This is a genomic window from Ruegeria sp. HKCCD4315 (genome assembly GCF_013112245.1).
Lineage (GTDB): Bacteria > Pseudomonadota > Alphaproteobacteria > Rhodobacterales > Rhodobacteraceae > Ruegeria.
This window is the reverse complement of record NZ_WVRN01000002.1, coordinates 882,062-897,372: the sequence shown is the minus strand read 5'-3', so window position 1 is coordinate 897,372 and position 15,311 is coordinate 882,062. Positions and strand designations below refer to the sequence as shown.

Sequence of the window (15,311 nt, the reverse complement as noted above, 5' to 3'; positions counted from 1 at the left end):
GCCTCGGGTCTCTTTGTTTGGAACGTAAATTTCTGTTCGTTTTCTATTTACGACCGATTTGCACTTTACGCAAAAGAAAATATGATGAGACTGTAATCTTACCCACGGGTAAGAAAACAAAGCCTTTAGGGGTTGGAATCGATTCGGCAGACCTACCGTGCCGCCACATGGAACACAGACCCTCACACCCCGGTATTTAGGGGGACAGCTTAGACCCAAAACCCATATATAGGGGGACACAAAGGGCAAATAAGGGGACAACCAAGATGTCCCCCCTCACCAATACTTCACCAGATTCTTTTTAAATTTGAATTGGAATGGGCGCAAATTTCGCCTGAATTCAGACTCTTCTTGACAGAATCGAAGCTTTGGACGCTAATTAGGCCAAGATGACGAAAAGCGTTGGCAAACGGCGCGAAAACGGCGGGGAAAACCCGTCTGAGGCAGATGAAGCGGTGAGAACGGGTATGCAGCTGGCTAAACCGGTCGGGCGTAATGCAGCGGCCTTGAAATATGATATACTCTCTGCGCTGACCGTTCATGCGTTGTCCGGAGACAAACATCGACAGCGCAGTATCCTGCGCATCATTGCTTTGATTACGACCCGATATAACTGGCGAAGCAATGAATTGTCGATCGGGCGTGAAGAAATTGCGCGCCTTTGGACAGTGAACGAAAGGACGGTAAAGCGCGAAATGTCCAAATTTCGCGCATTAGGCTGGGTAACGGTCAAAAGACCCGCGGCGCGTGGCAGAGTTGCCGTTTACGAAATTGACCTCAAGCAGATCATGATCGACACGCAAGAGGTCTGGCCGGTCATAGGTTCTGATTTCCACGCGCGAATGACAGATGAGCCTGAAGCGGAAACAAACATCGTGCCTTTCGCAATCAAGCCTGCAACCAGCGAAGTTGGCGAGGGTGATGTATGGTCACAGGTTCAGTCGATTCTTCACGGTCGCGATCCTGAACTTTGGGCCAGTTGGTTTCAGCACCTGTCCGAAGGTGAAAGGGCAGGGGGGTCTGTGACCCTTAATGCGCCGTCGCGGTTCATGGCCGACTACATCTCGCAAAAGTGGAGCCAGCGTTTGCTTGCGGCGTATAGCCGGGTGGATCCCGCTGTCAGAGTTGTGCGCGTGGAATCAACCGAGTGAAGCCTGCCGGACTGATGTGAGCGGGTCTTGACCAAAAGCCTTCACTGAACGGGAAAGACTGATCCAAGTGGATAAAGTGTACGTCAACAAGACGGGTTCACGGTGACCCGGCTTGTAGCGCCTGAACTTGACAGGTCGCGAGGGGCCATAGTTTACTTTGTCAGGTATCCACCAGTTGCCTGACCTGACACGTTTGTCGACCGATTGCCTGTTGAGCCCTTGAGCGCTCAGCTTCAGGGGGAAGGGAGAATGAGCGAAATTTCCTATAAACAGCTCCCGGACTACGCACCGGGAAATTTGTTGGGCAGTGGCGACGGGCGCGGATGGTCTGGCATCAATTACCGAAGCTACAGGCATCTTGGGATGGAAATCGAGCTGCCGCCAATGGAAGATTTTCTGGTGATTGCCTACGACAAAGGCCGCACACCTGTGCAGCGAAAAGTGGGCAACACTTGGAGCGACTACAGCCTTGGAGTGGGTGATCTTACACTTTTGAATAAGTCAGACAGATCGGAATGGGCGTGGTCCGAAACGGTTGAAGTATCTCATGTCTATCTTAGCGCGGAACTGGTCGAGAGCGTCGCCAACGAAGTCTACGAACAGGATGTGCGCGACATTCGCTTACGGGATACTTTGAAGGCACGCGACCCCGGTATTTCCAGATGCGTTTCGGTTATCAAAACCGAGGTCGGAGAAAACAGTGTTGGGGGCTCTTTGATCGTCGAAGCGGCTGCACGGGAGATGTCGGTCAGACTGCTGCGGAAATATGCTGACACCCGATTTGGATCTGCCGCACGTTTTGGCAAACTCTCGCGCGCTGAAACAAACCGCGTTGTCGCTTTTGTTCAGGACCAGTTGCGCGAGAAATTGTCTTACGAACAAGCTGCGGCCGAAATGGGTCTTGGGGACTGGAATTTCATGCGCAAGTTCAAATCGACCTTCGGGCATTCCTTTCACGATTATGTCCTGACGCAGCGGGTGGAACGTGCGGTTTCCCAATTGCGCAACACGCGCAAACCCATAAAGAACATCGCTTTGGATTGCGGGTTTTATGACCAACCGCACATGAACCGTGTGTTCAAGAAAATAAAGGGCGTGACACCAGGATCTTTGCGCAGAACGTGAACCGTTTTTCCCGATCCACTCGCAGGGCAGGGATAACGCGAGCCTGTGCAAGATTGTGCAAGAAATTCACAGAATCCTCCAAGAGTTTGCCGGGCCAGCTTGATTGACTTAGCGGATCCTGTGCCCTGACGTTTCGGGTGATCCCGCGTCAGCGGCAGTAAGGTGCGCTGCGCGCAAGCAGCGCCGCATGGACTTAACGGGAGGATACCTATGCGGATGAACTTCGGGATTTTCATGGCTCCGTTTCACGCGCCGGGGCATAACCCAACGATTTCACTGGAAGACGATCTTGAACTGCTCCAGCATCTGGACACGCTGGGCTATGATGAGGCGTGGATCGGGGAACATCATTCCGCCGGTAGCGAGATCATCGCATCCCCTGAGATTTTCATCATGGCCGCCGCCGAGCGCACCCAGCGCATCAAACTGGGGACAGGCGTCGTGTCGATGCCCTATCACAACCCCCTATGGACGGTAGAGCGCATGGTTCTGCTGGATCATCTCACGCGTGGGCGCGTGATGTTCGGTATGGGGCCGGGTGCCTTGCCTACGGATGCATCCATGCTTGGCCTCGAACCTCAGCAGATGCGCCCGATCTTTGAGGAATACATTGATATTGCCTATAAACTGCTGACGACGGACGAGCCGATCAACTACCAGTCTGACCGACTGACGTTGAAAGATGCGCGGGTGCATCTGCGACCGTATTCCGATCCGTTGTTCGATCTGGCTGTTGCTGCTGTGGCCTCGCCTTCCGGAGCTAAACTGGCTGGGCGCTACGGGGCTGGTCTGTTGTCATTGGGCGCAACCGTTGCCGTGGGCATGGATGTTCTTGCACATCACTGGACCATTCAAGAACAGGCAGCGGCAGAATATGGTCAGGTCGCGGATCGCGCGAAATGGCGGCTGGTCGGGTTGATGCACCTTGCGGAAACCGAAGAACAGGCCCGCGAAGATGTGAAATACGGAATGACCCAATGGTTCAGGTATTTCCAGAACGTGGCAGCCTTCCCACAGATGGCCGTCGAAGGTGGCAATCTGGATGAGATGATTGATTTCGTGAATGGTGGTCTCGGTGTGATCGGCACGCCCGAAATGATGGTCAAGCAGATCAACGAACTTGTCGAACAAAGCAATGGCGGGTTCGGCGCTTACCTGACGCTTGCGCATAACTGGGCGAACAAGGCGGCTACGTCAAAAAGCTTTGAGCTTTTTGCGCGCGAAGTCATGCCGCATTTCCAGTCTTCCGGTGGCGGTTTGCAGGCAGCCGCAGACCGCGCGCAAGCGCGCCGTGATGGGTTGGCAGAGAAGCAACTGAAGGCAGTTGCTGAAGCCACGGAACGGTATGAAAAAGAAACCGGCACTGCAGGTTAGGGTTCAGGTTTTCTTGTCTTTACTGCCAGGCAATCAAGGGTCACGCGCCACGCAATGTTGCGCGCGTGGCTCTGTCTCACGCAAGGTTGCACAGTTATGAGCACCCCAAAAATAACGGCTTCGGAGCACGAATCCGTGGACGAAACGGCGTTCCGCCAAGCTTGCGGTCACTTTCCCACAGGTGTCGCGATTGTCACCGCTTTGGATATTGAGGGGCGGCCAATTGGGCTGACGTCAAACAGCTTTACCTCGGCTGCACTGTCGCCGCCGATGGTTCTTTGGACAATCGGCCCCAAATCGCGCAGCTTCGATAGCTTTGCGCGGGCACGGTTCTATGCGGTTCATATTCTGCGAGACGAACAAAAAGAGATTGCCGCGCATTTTGCTGGTCGCAGCGACGACAAGTTCAGGGATCTGGAATGGCAAGCTGGCACGCAAGGGCTTCCGATCCTGCCGGATTTCTCGGTGTGCATGGAATGCGCTGTTGAAGACGTGCACCCCTGTGGCAACCAAAGGCTCATGATTGGTCGCGTGGTGAATATCCGGCAAAACGAGAGTACCGGTTCACTGTTTTATTTCCATAGCACCTTCGGCGCGCTTGATCGTCCAGTGACCGATCAGTGAGGAGGACCAAAGGCGTTGGTCTTTGGCATGCCCGTTCCTTTCCCGGGCCGCTTGAGCAACTTGGTCTGTGCCTGACTGGACAGCACAATTGAATCGCTTTAGTGATGTAATGTTATTACAAAACAGAGCTTGCGATGTTTATGACCCATGCCTCCCAAACTCAGCCAGAGCAAACTGACGACCTACGCGTTCCCGTAACGTTGCTTACGGGTTTTCTGGGGGCAGGGAAAACAACGTTGCTGAACCAGGTGCTTTCGGATTCATCTTCGGGGCGCATTGCGGTCATTGTGAATGAGTTTGGTGAAGCAGGGCTGGACCATGACCTGATCGAAACGGTGAACGGCGATGTCATGCTGATGTCGTCGGGTTGTTTGTGTTGTTCCATCCGTGGTGATCTGTCGGACACTTTTGTCAAACTGCTCGCGCGGCGGGATGAAGGTATGCTCAGCTTTGACAGGGTGGTGATTGAAACCACAGGGCTGGCAGATCCGGGACCGATCCTTCAGACGCTGCTGGTGGATTCATTTCTTGCGCGCAATACACGCATGGATGGTGTCGTTACGGTGGTGGATGCGGTGAACGGACCCGCGACACTGGATGCCCAATTCGAGGCCGTGTCGCAGGTCGCGATGGCCGATCTGATCGTGCTGAGCAAAACAGACCTTGTTTCCAAAGCTTCAGCGAAAGCCGTGACTGACAGACTGCGCGATCTGAATCCGACGGCCGACATTCTTCGCCGGTCAGATCATGAATTCGCATTGAAAAAGCTTTGGAACCTGACGAGCATGCGCGAGGACGCGCATCAACACGAGGCTATTTCCTGGACGACACCGAAGGTGGTCAACGATCCACTGGGCAACCTTTCAGGGTTGATGGCAACGTCCGTCTCAAAACCTGTGACGACATCCGAGTTTAGTCGCCATGACACTGATATCTCATCCGTTTCGATTGTTCTGGACGAGGCGTTGGATGACGCGGTTTTTGACAAGTGGTTTGACACTTTGATCGCCTACAAGGGTTACGACATCCTGCGCGTGAAAGGTATTTTGTTTCTCGAAGGGATCGAGACGCCGTTTGCGTTTCACGGTGTCCAGCACATCTTTGACCCGCCAGTTCCGTTGAAGAACTGGACCGGCAATGACCGGCGGACACGTATCGTGTTGATTGGCCGCAACCTGAGCAAACCCGAGATACAGCGAAGCCTTGATTTGCTTCGCAAACCTGAGCACGCCGACGCGATGTCTGTTCAAGCCGCGCGGGGCAGTGATTGAAACGCTGACCTGTGCGGACTGGCGCGGTCAATAGAACGACATGCTGATTTCGCCTAGGTTTCTAGGTCAAAGTCGACACAGCGAAATCAAAGTCTTCGTTGTATTGCGCACTTAGGAAGTCAACGAACCGTTTGTGAAATTGTCGCGTATGTTCATGGGCCAAATGGTCCGCGCGCGCGATGTCACGGTCCCGGATCGCTGTGATCATGTCCTCGTGTTCTGACCCCAATAGGGTGTCGGTGGCTGAAGATTGAATATAGTCGAAGTGCATATGAAGGATACGGCGGCCTTCGTCCAAAAGCTGGCCATAGGCGCGCGCCAAATACGGGTTTTTACCTGCCTGGGCGATGGTCATGTGAAAGTCGCGATTGCTGGCGGACATTGCGAGATAGTCGTTTGCAACACAGGCTTGGTCAAACGCCTCTGCTTCCTTCTTCATCAGTTCTATCTCGCTGTCGGATCTGTTTTGCGCGGCAAGCCTTGTGTTGATCCGCTGCAGGAAATCCAAAGCTTCGACATAACGGGGAAACTCGGTCAAGTTGATCGGCGCGACAAGGGTCGAGCGGTTCGAAAGCATGACCACCAGCCCTTCGGCGGATAAACGGACAAGCGCTTCGCGTACGGGTGAGCGCGACATGGAAAACCGTTCCGACAGGCCGGTTTCATCGAGTGGCGTTCCCGGTTTCAACGCCAGGGACAGGATCTCGCGTTTGAGGGTTTCGTAGACGTATTTTGACCCTCCGCCCTTGGCGCGTTTCTTCGTTTCCATCTGTTTTCTGCTCATTTCCATTTTTCCCACAGTGGAGCAAAGACCCGAGAAGAGGTTTGTATCAACAACAAGCATTTAGGCAGGATGTTGACAAGGCAATGGCTGACAAACGGTAGCGTACTGTTTGAGGCACCGTATCGTGGCGCGGTTTTGTGAAGGAGGCCAGCAACCCAAACACCAAGTTGTACCTGTGCCGTTCCGTAGCTCCATTTGGTTGGTTTCGCGCGTGTGAATCTTGTCGACATATAATCGACAATATGCGAAATCACGGAAAGGAACCACAAAGGAATCAAGTCCCCGGTCGACTGCTGTTGCCGTGTTCCCGCTCTGAAAAGAGCGCCAGTATCGGTTGCGCGTTTTGACGGTGGTTCTTCCCCACTGTTGGGCGGCAGGGGGATTTGCGATGCGAGGAAAAGAGGACCGCAAATGAGCTTTAACGTCAAACTTTCGGGCGTCATGCCTGCATTGGTCACTCCTTTCGGTGCGGATGACCAAATCAATTTCACTGCTTTTGAAAACCTGCTGACTCATTTTCGCGACGCGGGCGTGACCGGATGGGTCCCGAACGGTTCGACCGGGGAATATTTCAGCCAGTCCACCGATGAGCGCCGTCAGATGCTGAAATTCGTCAAGGATTTCGCCAAGGACGATGAGATCCTGATCGCAGGCACCAATGCCCCGGCTACCCGCGAAGTGATCGAACAGACAGCAATGGCGAAAGAGATCGGGTATGACAACGTTCTGCTCGCGCCTCCGTTTTACACGCGTCCCACGCAGGACGAATTGATCAAGCATTACGAAACGGTTCTGGCCGAGGTCGATGTGAACATCGTGCTCTATAGCTATCCGCTCAAGGATGGTGCCGACATCTCATTTGATCTGATGGACCATTTTGCCGACAATCCGCGCGTGATTGGCATCAAGGAAAGTTCGGGTGTTTTGCAGCGCGCGATCGACATCGCATCGCGTTACGAAGGCAAGATCCAGTTGGTTTCGGGGTCTGACGACATCGCGTTGGATTTCATGTTCTGGGGGGCCGACAGCTGGATCTGCGGGCCGTCGAATTGCATGGCCAAAGCCTGCTGCGAGCTGGACCGGCTTTACAAGGCGGGGGAGTTGGTGGCTGCCAAAGATCTGATGAAAAAGCTGTATCGGGCCATGAACATTCTTGAGAGCGGAAAGTTCGTGCAGAAGATCAAATTTGGGGCTGCATTGCAGGGACTGGATGTGGGTGAATGCCGCGCGCCGCTGGGCCCGTTGACCGAGGCGGAAAAAGCCGAGTTTTCTGAGGCCATGCAACCCATTCTGGCGATGTAATCGCATCTCTGAGTGATGGCTCTGACAGGTCATCATTCAGTCTACGAAGGGTGGCGCCAGATGCAATCGGATCAGCCCAAACACAGCGTTGTTGTCGGAGCAGGTATCATAGGCTCTGCCATATCGTATGAACTGCAAAAACGCGGTGGTCAGGTGACGCTGATCGACGCCGATACGCCGGGTCGCGGGGCGTCTTACGGCAACATGGCCTCGATTGCAGTGACGGAGTTTATGCCTGTCTCGCGCCCGTCGGTCTGGCGGCAGACGCCCGGCTGGCTTCTGCATCCCGAAGGTCCGATACGTGTTTCTCCGAGATACGCACCGCATTTGATTCCCTGGTTTGCCCGGTTTTTCTGGGCCGGGCGGCCATCGAAACTGCGCCAACTGGAAGCACAAGGCGCGGCCCTGTGCCAGCGTTCCTTGGCCGATACCGAGAACCTGATGGCCGAGCTGGGCTTGGCCGGTGATCTGAGCACAACAGGCTGCCTGTCGCTTTATGCAAGTGAGGCCGAGTTCATTGCAGATCAGGAGCGGCTGGATATGCTGGACCGCCATGGATTTGGCTATGAGATGCTGAACCGGGATGCTCTGCACGATCTGGAACCCGAAATCTCTCCGGTCATTCAAAAGGCGGTACTGTTGCCCGATAACCGAACGGTGCGCGATCCTTATGCCTTTGTAACCCGTCTGGTTGAGGCGTTTGTGAGCTTGGGGGGTCAGGTTCAACGCGGTAAGGTGACTGGTTTTGAGCGAGCTGAGCGGGTCACCAACGTGCGGCTGGAAGATGGGCGCCAGATAAAAGCGGATCAGGTCGTTCTTGCCGCCGGAGCCTTTACGGCTCGGTTGTCAAAGAAGCTGGATGAACCCATCCCGCTTGAGACTGAGCGCGGTTATCACACCCAGATCAATGCGCCGGGCATCCGTTTGGATCATTCGATCATCTGGCCTGCCATGGCATTCATGGTGTCACCCACTGCTGGCGGTATCCGGGTGGGCGGCACGGTTGAAATGGCCGGTCTGGACGCTGCCCCGGATTGGCGGCGTTCAAAGATCACGGTCGGACGTGCCCGCAAGGCTCTGCCGAACCTCAGGATCGACAATTCCAGCGAATGGATGGGCCATCGCCCTGCCTTCCCGGATACGGTGCCGGTGATGTCTGCGTCGGCCAAGGTTTCCGGGGTTTATTATGCCACAGGTCACGGCCATCTGGGCCTGACCTATGCGGCGACAACCGCTAAGCTGATGGGACAACTTATTTCGGGTGAATTGCCCGATATCGATTTGAACCCCTATCGGATAGATCGATTTTGACACTGAAACAGGAGCGGATCATGGCCGAGAAAACATGTTTAGTTATTGGTGGTGGACGCGGGATGGGTGCCGCCACGGCACGCGAGATGCACGCGCGGGGGTACCAATTGGCGCTGATGTCGCCTTCGGATTCCTGCGAGTTACTGGCGCAGGAACTGGGCGGCGTCGCGCATCGCGGCAAGGCAGAGAATGCCGCCGATACACAAGCCGCCTTTGATCTGGCCATGGCCACTTACGGACGAATTGATGCCTGCCTGATCCATGTGGGGGGTCCGCCAAAGGGTGATTTGCTGGATATTCCCGAAGAAGACTGGGACCGCGCGCATGAGATGGTTCTGAAACCCGTTATACGGATGGCCAAGCTTCTGGCCCCGGTGATGGAGGCGCAGGGTGGTGGCTCAATCGTCAATATCACCACATTTTCAGCCTTCGAACCGTCGCTGACCTTTCCGACCTCAAGTGTTTATCGTGTGGGTGTATCCAGTTTTACCAAACAGTTTTCAGATCGCTATGGCCCGGCGAATATTCGCATGAACTGTTTGTTGCCGGGATTTACCGACAGTCTGGATCTGCCGCATAAATTTGCGGAAATGTCCGCGCTGGGCCGGTTGGCAAGGGCCGAAGAACAAGCGAAGGCGGCTGCCTTCCTGCTGAGCGACGACAGCAGCTATATCACCGGCCAATCCTTGCGCGTCGATGGCGGCGTCACCCGGCATATGTGAGCGGATCATGCAGGTCGAAAAGTCAGCCCGACAGTTGCGTTTGGGATTTGTCGGAACCGGAGTGATCACCGAGGCGGTTGTGACCGGCCTTTTGGCGACCGATCTGGAAATAGCAGAGGTTCACGTAACCAAACGCAACCAAGAAGTGTCCGCGCGTCTGGCCGCCAGCAGCGCGCGGGTGCAGGTTCACGCGTCCGCTCAGGCGGTTGTTGATTGCTCTGATCTGGTGTTTCTGGCCGTCCGTCCGCAAGATGCCCGTTCAGTGCTGTCTCCGCTGACGTTTTCCGAAGGACAACAAGTGTGCAGCCTGATCGCCACGCTGACCCATGAAGTTTTGCAAGGCTGGATTGGCACGCACGTGCGCCTGTTTCGATCAATCCCTCTGCCATCGGTCGCCCACCATCGCGGTGTCACGGTCCTGTTTCCGCATGACCCGTTGGGTGAGGATCTGTTTGGTGCGTTGGGCACAGTGGTCAGTGCCAAAACGGTAGAGGAGTTCGATGCCTTTGCTGCAGCCAGCGCGCTGATGGGCACGTATTTTGGCGTGCTGGGTGCAGCCGCGGACTGGATGCAATCCAATGGGATTGGGCGGGTGGACGCGCAGCGCTATCTGAGCGGTGTTTTTTCCGGGCTCGCGCACACGATGATGGAAGATCGTGACAAGCCTTATGAAACGCTGCGGGTTGAACACTCCACCCCGGACGGGCTGAACGCGCAATTGTTCGAAGTCTTTGCAGATGCCCGTGGTCCCGACGCATTAAAGACGGGGCTCGACAGTGTTTTGCAGCGGTTGTCTGATGCCCGCAAAACATCCGGGAGAGGCGTCCAATGACGCGTCATCTGCACGGTAAAACCGTTCTATTGACGGGGTCCACCGGGTCGATTGGCCAGGCCATCGCACGCGAATTGGCGGCTGAAGGCGCGCGTGTTCTGCTGCACTATAACAGCAATGCAACCGGTGCTGACGCTCTGGCGACCGATCTCGGGCAGGGGGCTATTGCGCTTGTGGCCTTTACCCAGAATCTGGCCCGCGACTATGCGCCGGACAACATTCGGGTGAATGGTGTGGCCCCGGGCGAGGTTCGGACACCGATGTTGCAAAGCAATCTGGCGCGTTCGGGCCGAAGTCTTGATGACCTGAATGCGCTGGTGCCGTTTGGTCGGATTGGCGAGCCCGATGAGATCGCCGCGCTTGTTGCCTTCCTGGCATCGGACGAGGCGCAATATCTGTGTGGGTCGGTGGTGGAAATCACGGGTGCTCAGGCGGTGGTCTGAAAAACGAAAAGGGAGAAACCATGCGCTGGTCCAGAACGCTGCAAACAGTCGATGTGCATTGTGCCGGTGAAATTGGCCGTGTGGTTACAGGAGGAGTTCTGGACATCCCCGGCGCAACAATGGCTGACAAGCTGGACCATCTGAACAAGGTCGATGACAGCCTGCGCCAGCTGCTTTGTTCGGAACCTCGTTCTGCCCCGGCAGGATCTTTTTGCCTTTTGGTTCCTGCTTGCGATCCCCAGGCAGATATTGGGTTCATTGTTCTGCAGCCGGATCAGGCGCACGCGATGTCGGGTTCGAACGCCATGTGCGCTGTGACGGCTCTGTTGGAAACTGGAATGATCCCGATAACCGGCCCTGAAACCGTTGTCACGTTGGACACAGCGGCGGGCCTTGTGCGGGCACGGGCCACATGTGAAGACGGGAAGGTGACGCGGGTTTCGCTGGATATGCCGCCCGCTTTTGTGGCCAAGAAGGACGTTGAAATTCAGACGCCCGATTGGGGAACAATCCGCTATGATCTGTGTTTCGGCGGTGTCTTCTATGCATTGGTTGATGTGGATCAGGTCGGGTTGTCGATTACGCCGGACAACGCCCGCGCGCTTGCAACGCAGGGCGTTGCCCTGCGCAATCTGATTGCCGAAATCGAGGGTGCTCCGCACCCGACCACGTCGGCCCTGAACGGTCTGGCCTATGTCATGTTCCGGTCGACAGATCCGGACGGGGCGGTGCGAACCTGCACAACACTGCGTCCGGGCCGCGCGGACAGATCGCCTTGTGGCACCGGATCGAATGCCAACATGGCAGTGCGTCACGCAACGGGGTTGGCCTTGCCCGGCGACAGGGTCGTGTCACGTTCGATTATCGGCGGAGAGTTCACAACCGAGCTGTTGAGCCTCACCAAAGTTGGGCCCTATCAAGCCACCCAAAACCGTGTTTCCGGGCAATGTTGGATCTATGGGATCAGCCAGATCGGGTTGGATCCAAGCGACCCGTTTCCAAATGGTTTCAGACTGTCAGACACCTGGGGTGGTTAGCGATTGAGGCCGCTTAAACAGCGCGTCCAGATTTCGGCCCTGCACGATCATGACCGCGCATTTTGCATGGCGTACAACCTTGGCAGCGTTTGGACCCAGCGGATAGGCGCGACCTTAGTGGCAATTGGCTTGCGGGTGAAACCAAGTGTGAGGAATCAAAAGACAATCAAGAACACTATTGTTGCCAGACCCCATAGCGTCATCTGGTAGTGCGTATTCTGCGCGCCTTCGTGGCAAAACCAATAACAGAACCAGTTTCCTACGATCAAAAAGCCAGCCCAGGTGGCGGTGAACAACAAAACCCCCAGCACCCCGATTGCTCTGGCGTTGGCTGGTTCAATCACACCTATGGTGGCGAGGATCAGCGAAGCGACTCCGATCCAAAGCGTAAGCGTCGCGAGGCCCTCCCAGCAAACAATCAGCTTGAACAGAAACTTTTGAATAGCGGGGTTTTCGATGCTGCGATAGGCGACGACCTCATACGCCTCGGGGTACTCTTCTTGCATCCGCTCCATGCTGAGCACTTGCGCGGTGAACGTTTCGTTGAGGTCCGGATGCAAGACGTTCTCGACGAACCCAGTGCTCAACCAAGCCGCAAGGAAAAATACTGCTGCGGATTGCGCAACGAGGACCATTATTTCTAACAAAGTAACCTACTCCGCCAATGTGACGGGGTGGTCTGTGCCACCCCGTCGCGTTTTAGCTCCAGTACATTTGGGCCGGGCGTATTTCCAAGGAAATATGCTGCGCTGCACCGCCAAGTCCTTCGCGCGTGTGGTTATAAAGCGACCGCCAATACGGTTGGATCGTGACACCGTCTTCGCGGACAATCTGTTCGCCCTCCGCCATCAGTTCGCGACGTTTCTCAACGTCTGGAGTTGCAAGCGCTTGTTCCAGGATTGCGTCGAAGTCCGGATTGGACCAGCCAAACTCGTTCCATGGCTCACCTGACCGATAGGCCAGCGCCCAGATTTGGACGCCCAGCGGACGGTGGTTCCAGTTGGTTGAGCTGAACGGATACTTTGCCCAGTCATTCCAGAACGTCGATCCCGGCAGAACCGTGCGCTTGACCTTGATACCGGCGTCTCTGAGTTGAGCGGCAACGGCGTCCGTGGTGTCTTTGCGCCACGCATCGTCGATTGACAGCAGCTCGTGCTCATAGTCTTCCATCCCGGCTTCTTTGATCAATTCCAGTGCTTGGGCAGGATCATAGGTTGGCATACCGATATCGGCATATTCCGGATGCGCAGGACCGACATGGTGGTTGGCGGCAACAGCTCCTCGTCCACCGTACCCAAGTTCAAGCAGAACGGCGTTATCCACCGCCATTGAAAGGGCCTGACGGACACGTTTGTCGGCATAAGGCTGCACGCCGTCAACTTCGGCCTGTTGGTTGGGGCGGATGACGATGGTCGCCATGGTGACAACCTCGTTTTCAACCCAGCCGTCCAGCCCGGTCAGGATGTCAATGAACTCGCCTTCCGAGATATAGACCATGTCGATCTCTCCGGCATCCGCCGCCGCAAGGTGGGCCGATGGGTCGGTTCCGAAGTCGATGAACTCGATGCGGTCGAGCCAGGCGCCATTGCCGGCATTCCACCAGGTGTGGTCGTCATTGCGGACCAGAACGCCTTTTACGCCAACCTCAAGGCTTTCCGGCAGGTAGGCACCGGTCCCAATCGGGTTACCCAGCATATTTTCCGCGTCATGGGACGAATGCACGATGGCCGCTGGATAATCTGCCATGCCCGCGATCAGCGAAATGTCCGGGCGCGGCAGGTTCAGCTGAACCGTGTGAGTGTCGACAACTTCGATGGCACCTTCCAGCGCGCGCTCTGTTTCCGGATCGACCAGAACCGAGAAACGCCCGGCCATGGAGTTACCTTCCACCGACTTGTCGCACCAACCGGTGATGTTGCGCGCCACATCGTCGGCGGTAAATTCGTCGCCATTATTCCAGGTCACACCTTTTCGAACATTCAGAGTATAGGTTTGCGCGTCATCCGAAATCTCCCAACTTTCCAGCAGCGCGGGCGAAAAGGTTCCATCGTTTTCATATGCGACAAGGTTTTCCAGCCAGCCTTTGGCAAAATTCGCGATTTCGTTCCAGTCAAATGTACGCGGGTCCTTCAGGCCGCGTACATCCATCTGAATACGCACCGTGCCACCTTGTTTTGGTTCAGTAGCAGCCTGGGCGGGCGCGGGCAGACCCAGCATCGCATAAGCTGTGGCTGCTGTTGCCCCGAATGAACTGGCGATGGCCAAAAATTCACGGCGGTTCACCGCATCGTTGCCGACCTTCCTGGCCTGATCGGTGATCACGTTCGGCAATGGTTTCCCTGTACGGGTTCTGAAAGTCATGTGTTTTCCTCTCTGTTGGTCGTGAGGTGGACCCCTCGGTGTGTGCGGCGTGGTTTCGCCATGTGGTGCCCGGCCGGGTTGCCGGGTTCTAATGTGATCTGCGCATGGTTTCGATTGCGTCGGCTTCCGTGACGGTCGAACAGATACTCGACAGAACGCGCGGCTGTTCGTAGGGCCAGGGCGTGCCGCGATGGAGCACCGCACGCTGATCCCAGATCAGGACGTCGCCAACTTGCCAGTTGTGGGAATAGACAAACTGCGGTTGCGTGCAGAAATCGATGAGATCTTCGATGATCGCCTGGCCTTCGGCTTCGTCGTAGCCATCCAGTTTGAAGGCGTGTGACGCGATGTAAAGCGCCTCGCGCCCGTTGACCGGATTGCGCCACAATGCGTTCCAATGCTGGTCCGGCCATTTGTTGAACATCGGCAATTCGGCCAGTTCGGGCGAGATTTTGCGGCGCGAATGGCTGTAGCGATGCCAGATACCGCGTCCGCGCACTTTTGCCTTCAGGTCTTCGGGCATGTTCGCCCAGGCTGCGCGGGTGCTGGCCAGTTCCGTGGCACCGCCCTCGGTCGTGGCGACACGGCTGATCAGGATGTTCGTCAGCGCCGGTGTGGGAAGAAATGTGCTGTCGGAATGCCAAAGAAAATTCGATTTCAGGTTCAGCGTGTGCAGGTCCATTTCTTCGGTGATCGAACCGTCGTCGCGCACGTTGGAAACTGTTGGAACCTCGAATTTTTCGCCCTTTTTGCGCTCGTCAGCTTTGCGATCCTCGATGGGGCCGAAGAGTTCGGCCAGTTGCTTGTGCTGCGCGTCCGAGATGTCCTGACCGCGGAACAAAAGGGCTGAATGTTCTTCGAATAGCGCGCGTATTTGCCCGAACAACCGGCTGTCGGTTGCGTCAGTCAGATTGATCCCGGTCACTTCGACTCCGAAATGCGGGTTCAGGGGGCGTGTTTCAAATGCGGACATG

Annotated in this window: 15 protein-coding genes; 11 read left to right on the top strand and 4 right to left on the bottom strand. The window is 55.9% G+C overall.

Annotation, left to right across the window (positions count from 1 at the left end):
• Positions 1-389: 389 nt before the first annotated feature.
• The 5 genes from GS646_RS21850 (at position 390) to GS646_RS21830 (ending at position 5,545) form a co-directional block, all read left to right on the top strand.
• The gene (locus GS646_RS21850) at positions 390-1,151 is read left to right on the top strand and encodes a DnaA N-terminal domain-containing protein (protein WP_253746649.1); all 762 of its coding nucleotides are present in this window, start codon (positions 390-392) and stop codon (positions 1,149-1,151) included.
• Positions 1,152-1,400: 249 nt separating this feature from the next.
• Positions 1,401-2,276, top strand: coding sequence for a helix-turn-helix domain-containing protein (locus tag GS646_RS21845; protein ID WP_171187200.1), 876 nt, complete (start codon positions 1,401-1,403; stop codon positions 2,274-2,276).
• 210 nt (positions 2,277-2,486) lie between these two features.
• Complete coding sequence (locus tag GS646_RS21840) at positions 2,487-3,650, top strand: LLM class flavin-dependent oxidoreductase (protein WP_171187197.1); 1,164 nt, start codon at positions 2,487-2,489, stop codon at positions 3,648-3,650.
• A gap of 96 nt (positions 3,651-3,746) precedes the next feature.
• Positions 3,747-4,274, top strand: a complete 528-nt coding sequence (locus GS646_RS21835) for a flavin reductase family protein (protein WP_171187195.1) — start codon at positions 3,747-3,749, stop codon at positions 4,272-4,274.
• Positions 4,275-4,414: 140 nt separating this feature from the next.
• Positions 4,415-5,545, top strand: a complete 1,131-nt coding sequence (locus GS646_RS21830) for a GTP-binding protein (RefSeq protein ID WP_171095413.1) — start codon at positions 4,415-4,417, stop codon at positions 5,543-5,545.
• A gap of 61 nt (positions 5,546-5,606) precedes the next feature.
• On the opposite strand, the gene GS646_RS21825 is transcribed toward GS646_RS21830, so the two are convergent.
• Positions 5,607-6,329, bottom strand: coding sequence for a GntR family transcriptional regulator (locus tag GS646_RS21825; RefSeq protein WP_171187193.1), 723 nt, complete (start codon positions 6,327-6,329; stop codon positions 5,607-5,609).
• 411 nt (positions 6,330-6,740) lie between these two features.
• Here GS646_RS21825 and GS646_RS21820 point away from each other — a divergent pair, with 411 nt between their 5' ends.
• From GS646_RS21820 to GS646_RS21795, 6 genes are read left to right on the top strand one after another with little or no spacing between them, the layout of a single operon-like run.
• Positions 6,741-7,631: a dihydrodipicolinate synthase family protein gene (locus GS646_RS21820; protein ID WP_171187191.1), complete on the top strand. Its 891-nt coding sequence runs from the start codon at positions 6,741-6,743 to the stop codon at positions 7,629-7,631.
• Positions 7,632-7,691: 60 nt separating this feature from the next.
• Complete coding sequence (locus GS646_RS21815; protein ID WP_171187189.1) at positions 7,692-8,942, top strand: FAD-binding oxidoreductase; 1,251 nt, start codon at positions 7,692-7,694, stop codon at positions 8,940-8,942.
• A 20-nt stretch (positions 8,943-8,962) separates the two neighbouring features.
• Positions 8,963-9,664, top strand: a complete 702-nt coding sequence (locus tag GS646_RS21810; RefSeq protein WP_171095408.1) for an SDR family oxidoreductase — start codon at positions 8,963-8,965, stop codon at positions 9,662-9,664.
• A gap of 7 nt (positions 9,665-9,671) precedes the next feature.
• Entirely contained in the window at positions 9,672-10,496 is an 825-nt protein-coding gene (locus tag GS646_RS21805; protein ID WP_171187187.1) for a pyrroline-5-carboxylate reductase, read from the top strand.
• Positions 10,493-10,939, top strand: coding sequence for an SDR family oxidoreductase (locus tag GS646_RS21800; protein ID WP_171187186.1), 447 nt, complete (start codon positions 10,493-10,495; stop codon positions 10,937-10,939). Before GS646_RS21805 ends, GS646_RS21800 begins: the two co-directional genes overlap by 4 nt.
• 20 nt (positions 10,940-10,959) lie before the next feature.
• Positions 10,960-11,976, top strand: coding sequence for a proline racemase family protein (locus GS646_RS21795; protein ID WP_171187184.1), 1,017 nt, complete (start codon positions 10,960-10,962; stop codon positions 11,974-11,976).
• Positions 11,977-12,131: 155 nt separating this feature from the next.
• On the opposite strand, the gene GS646_RS21790 is transcribed toward GS646_RS21795, so the two are convergent.
• From GS646_RS21790 to GS646_RS21780, 3 genes are all read right to left on the bottom strand, one after another.
• The gene (locus GS646_RS21790; protein WP_253746650.1) at positions 12,132-12,611 is read right to left on the bottom strand and encodes a DUF2165 family protein; all 480 of its coding nucleotides are present in this window, start codon (positions 12,609-12,611) and stop codon (positions 12,132-12,134) included.
• Positions 12,612-12,675: 64 nt separating this feature from the next.
• The gene (locus GS646_RS21785; RefSeq protein WP_171647985.1) at positions 12,676-14,337 is read right to left on the bottom strand and encodes an ABC transporter substrate-binding protein; all 1,662 of its coding nucleotides are present in this window, start codon (positions 14,335-14,337) and stop codon (positions 12,676-12,678) included.
• 88 nt (positions 14,338-14,425) lie between these two features.
• Positions 14,426-15,310 (bottom strand): TauD/TfdA family dioxygenase, encoded by an 885-nt coding sequence (locus GS646_RS21780; protein ID WP_171187178.1) that lies wholly within the window; start codon positions 15,308-15,310, stop codon positions 14,426-14,428.
• Between the last annotated feature and the right edge of the window lies 1 nt (position 15,311).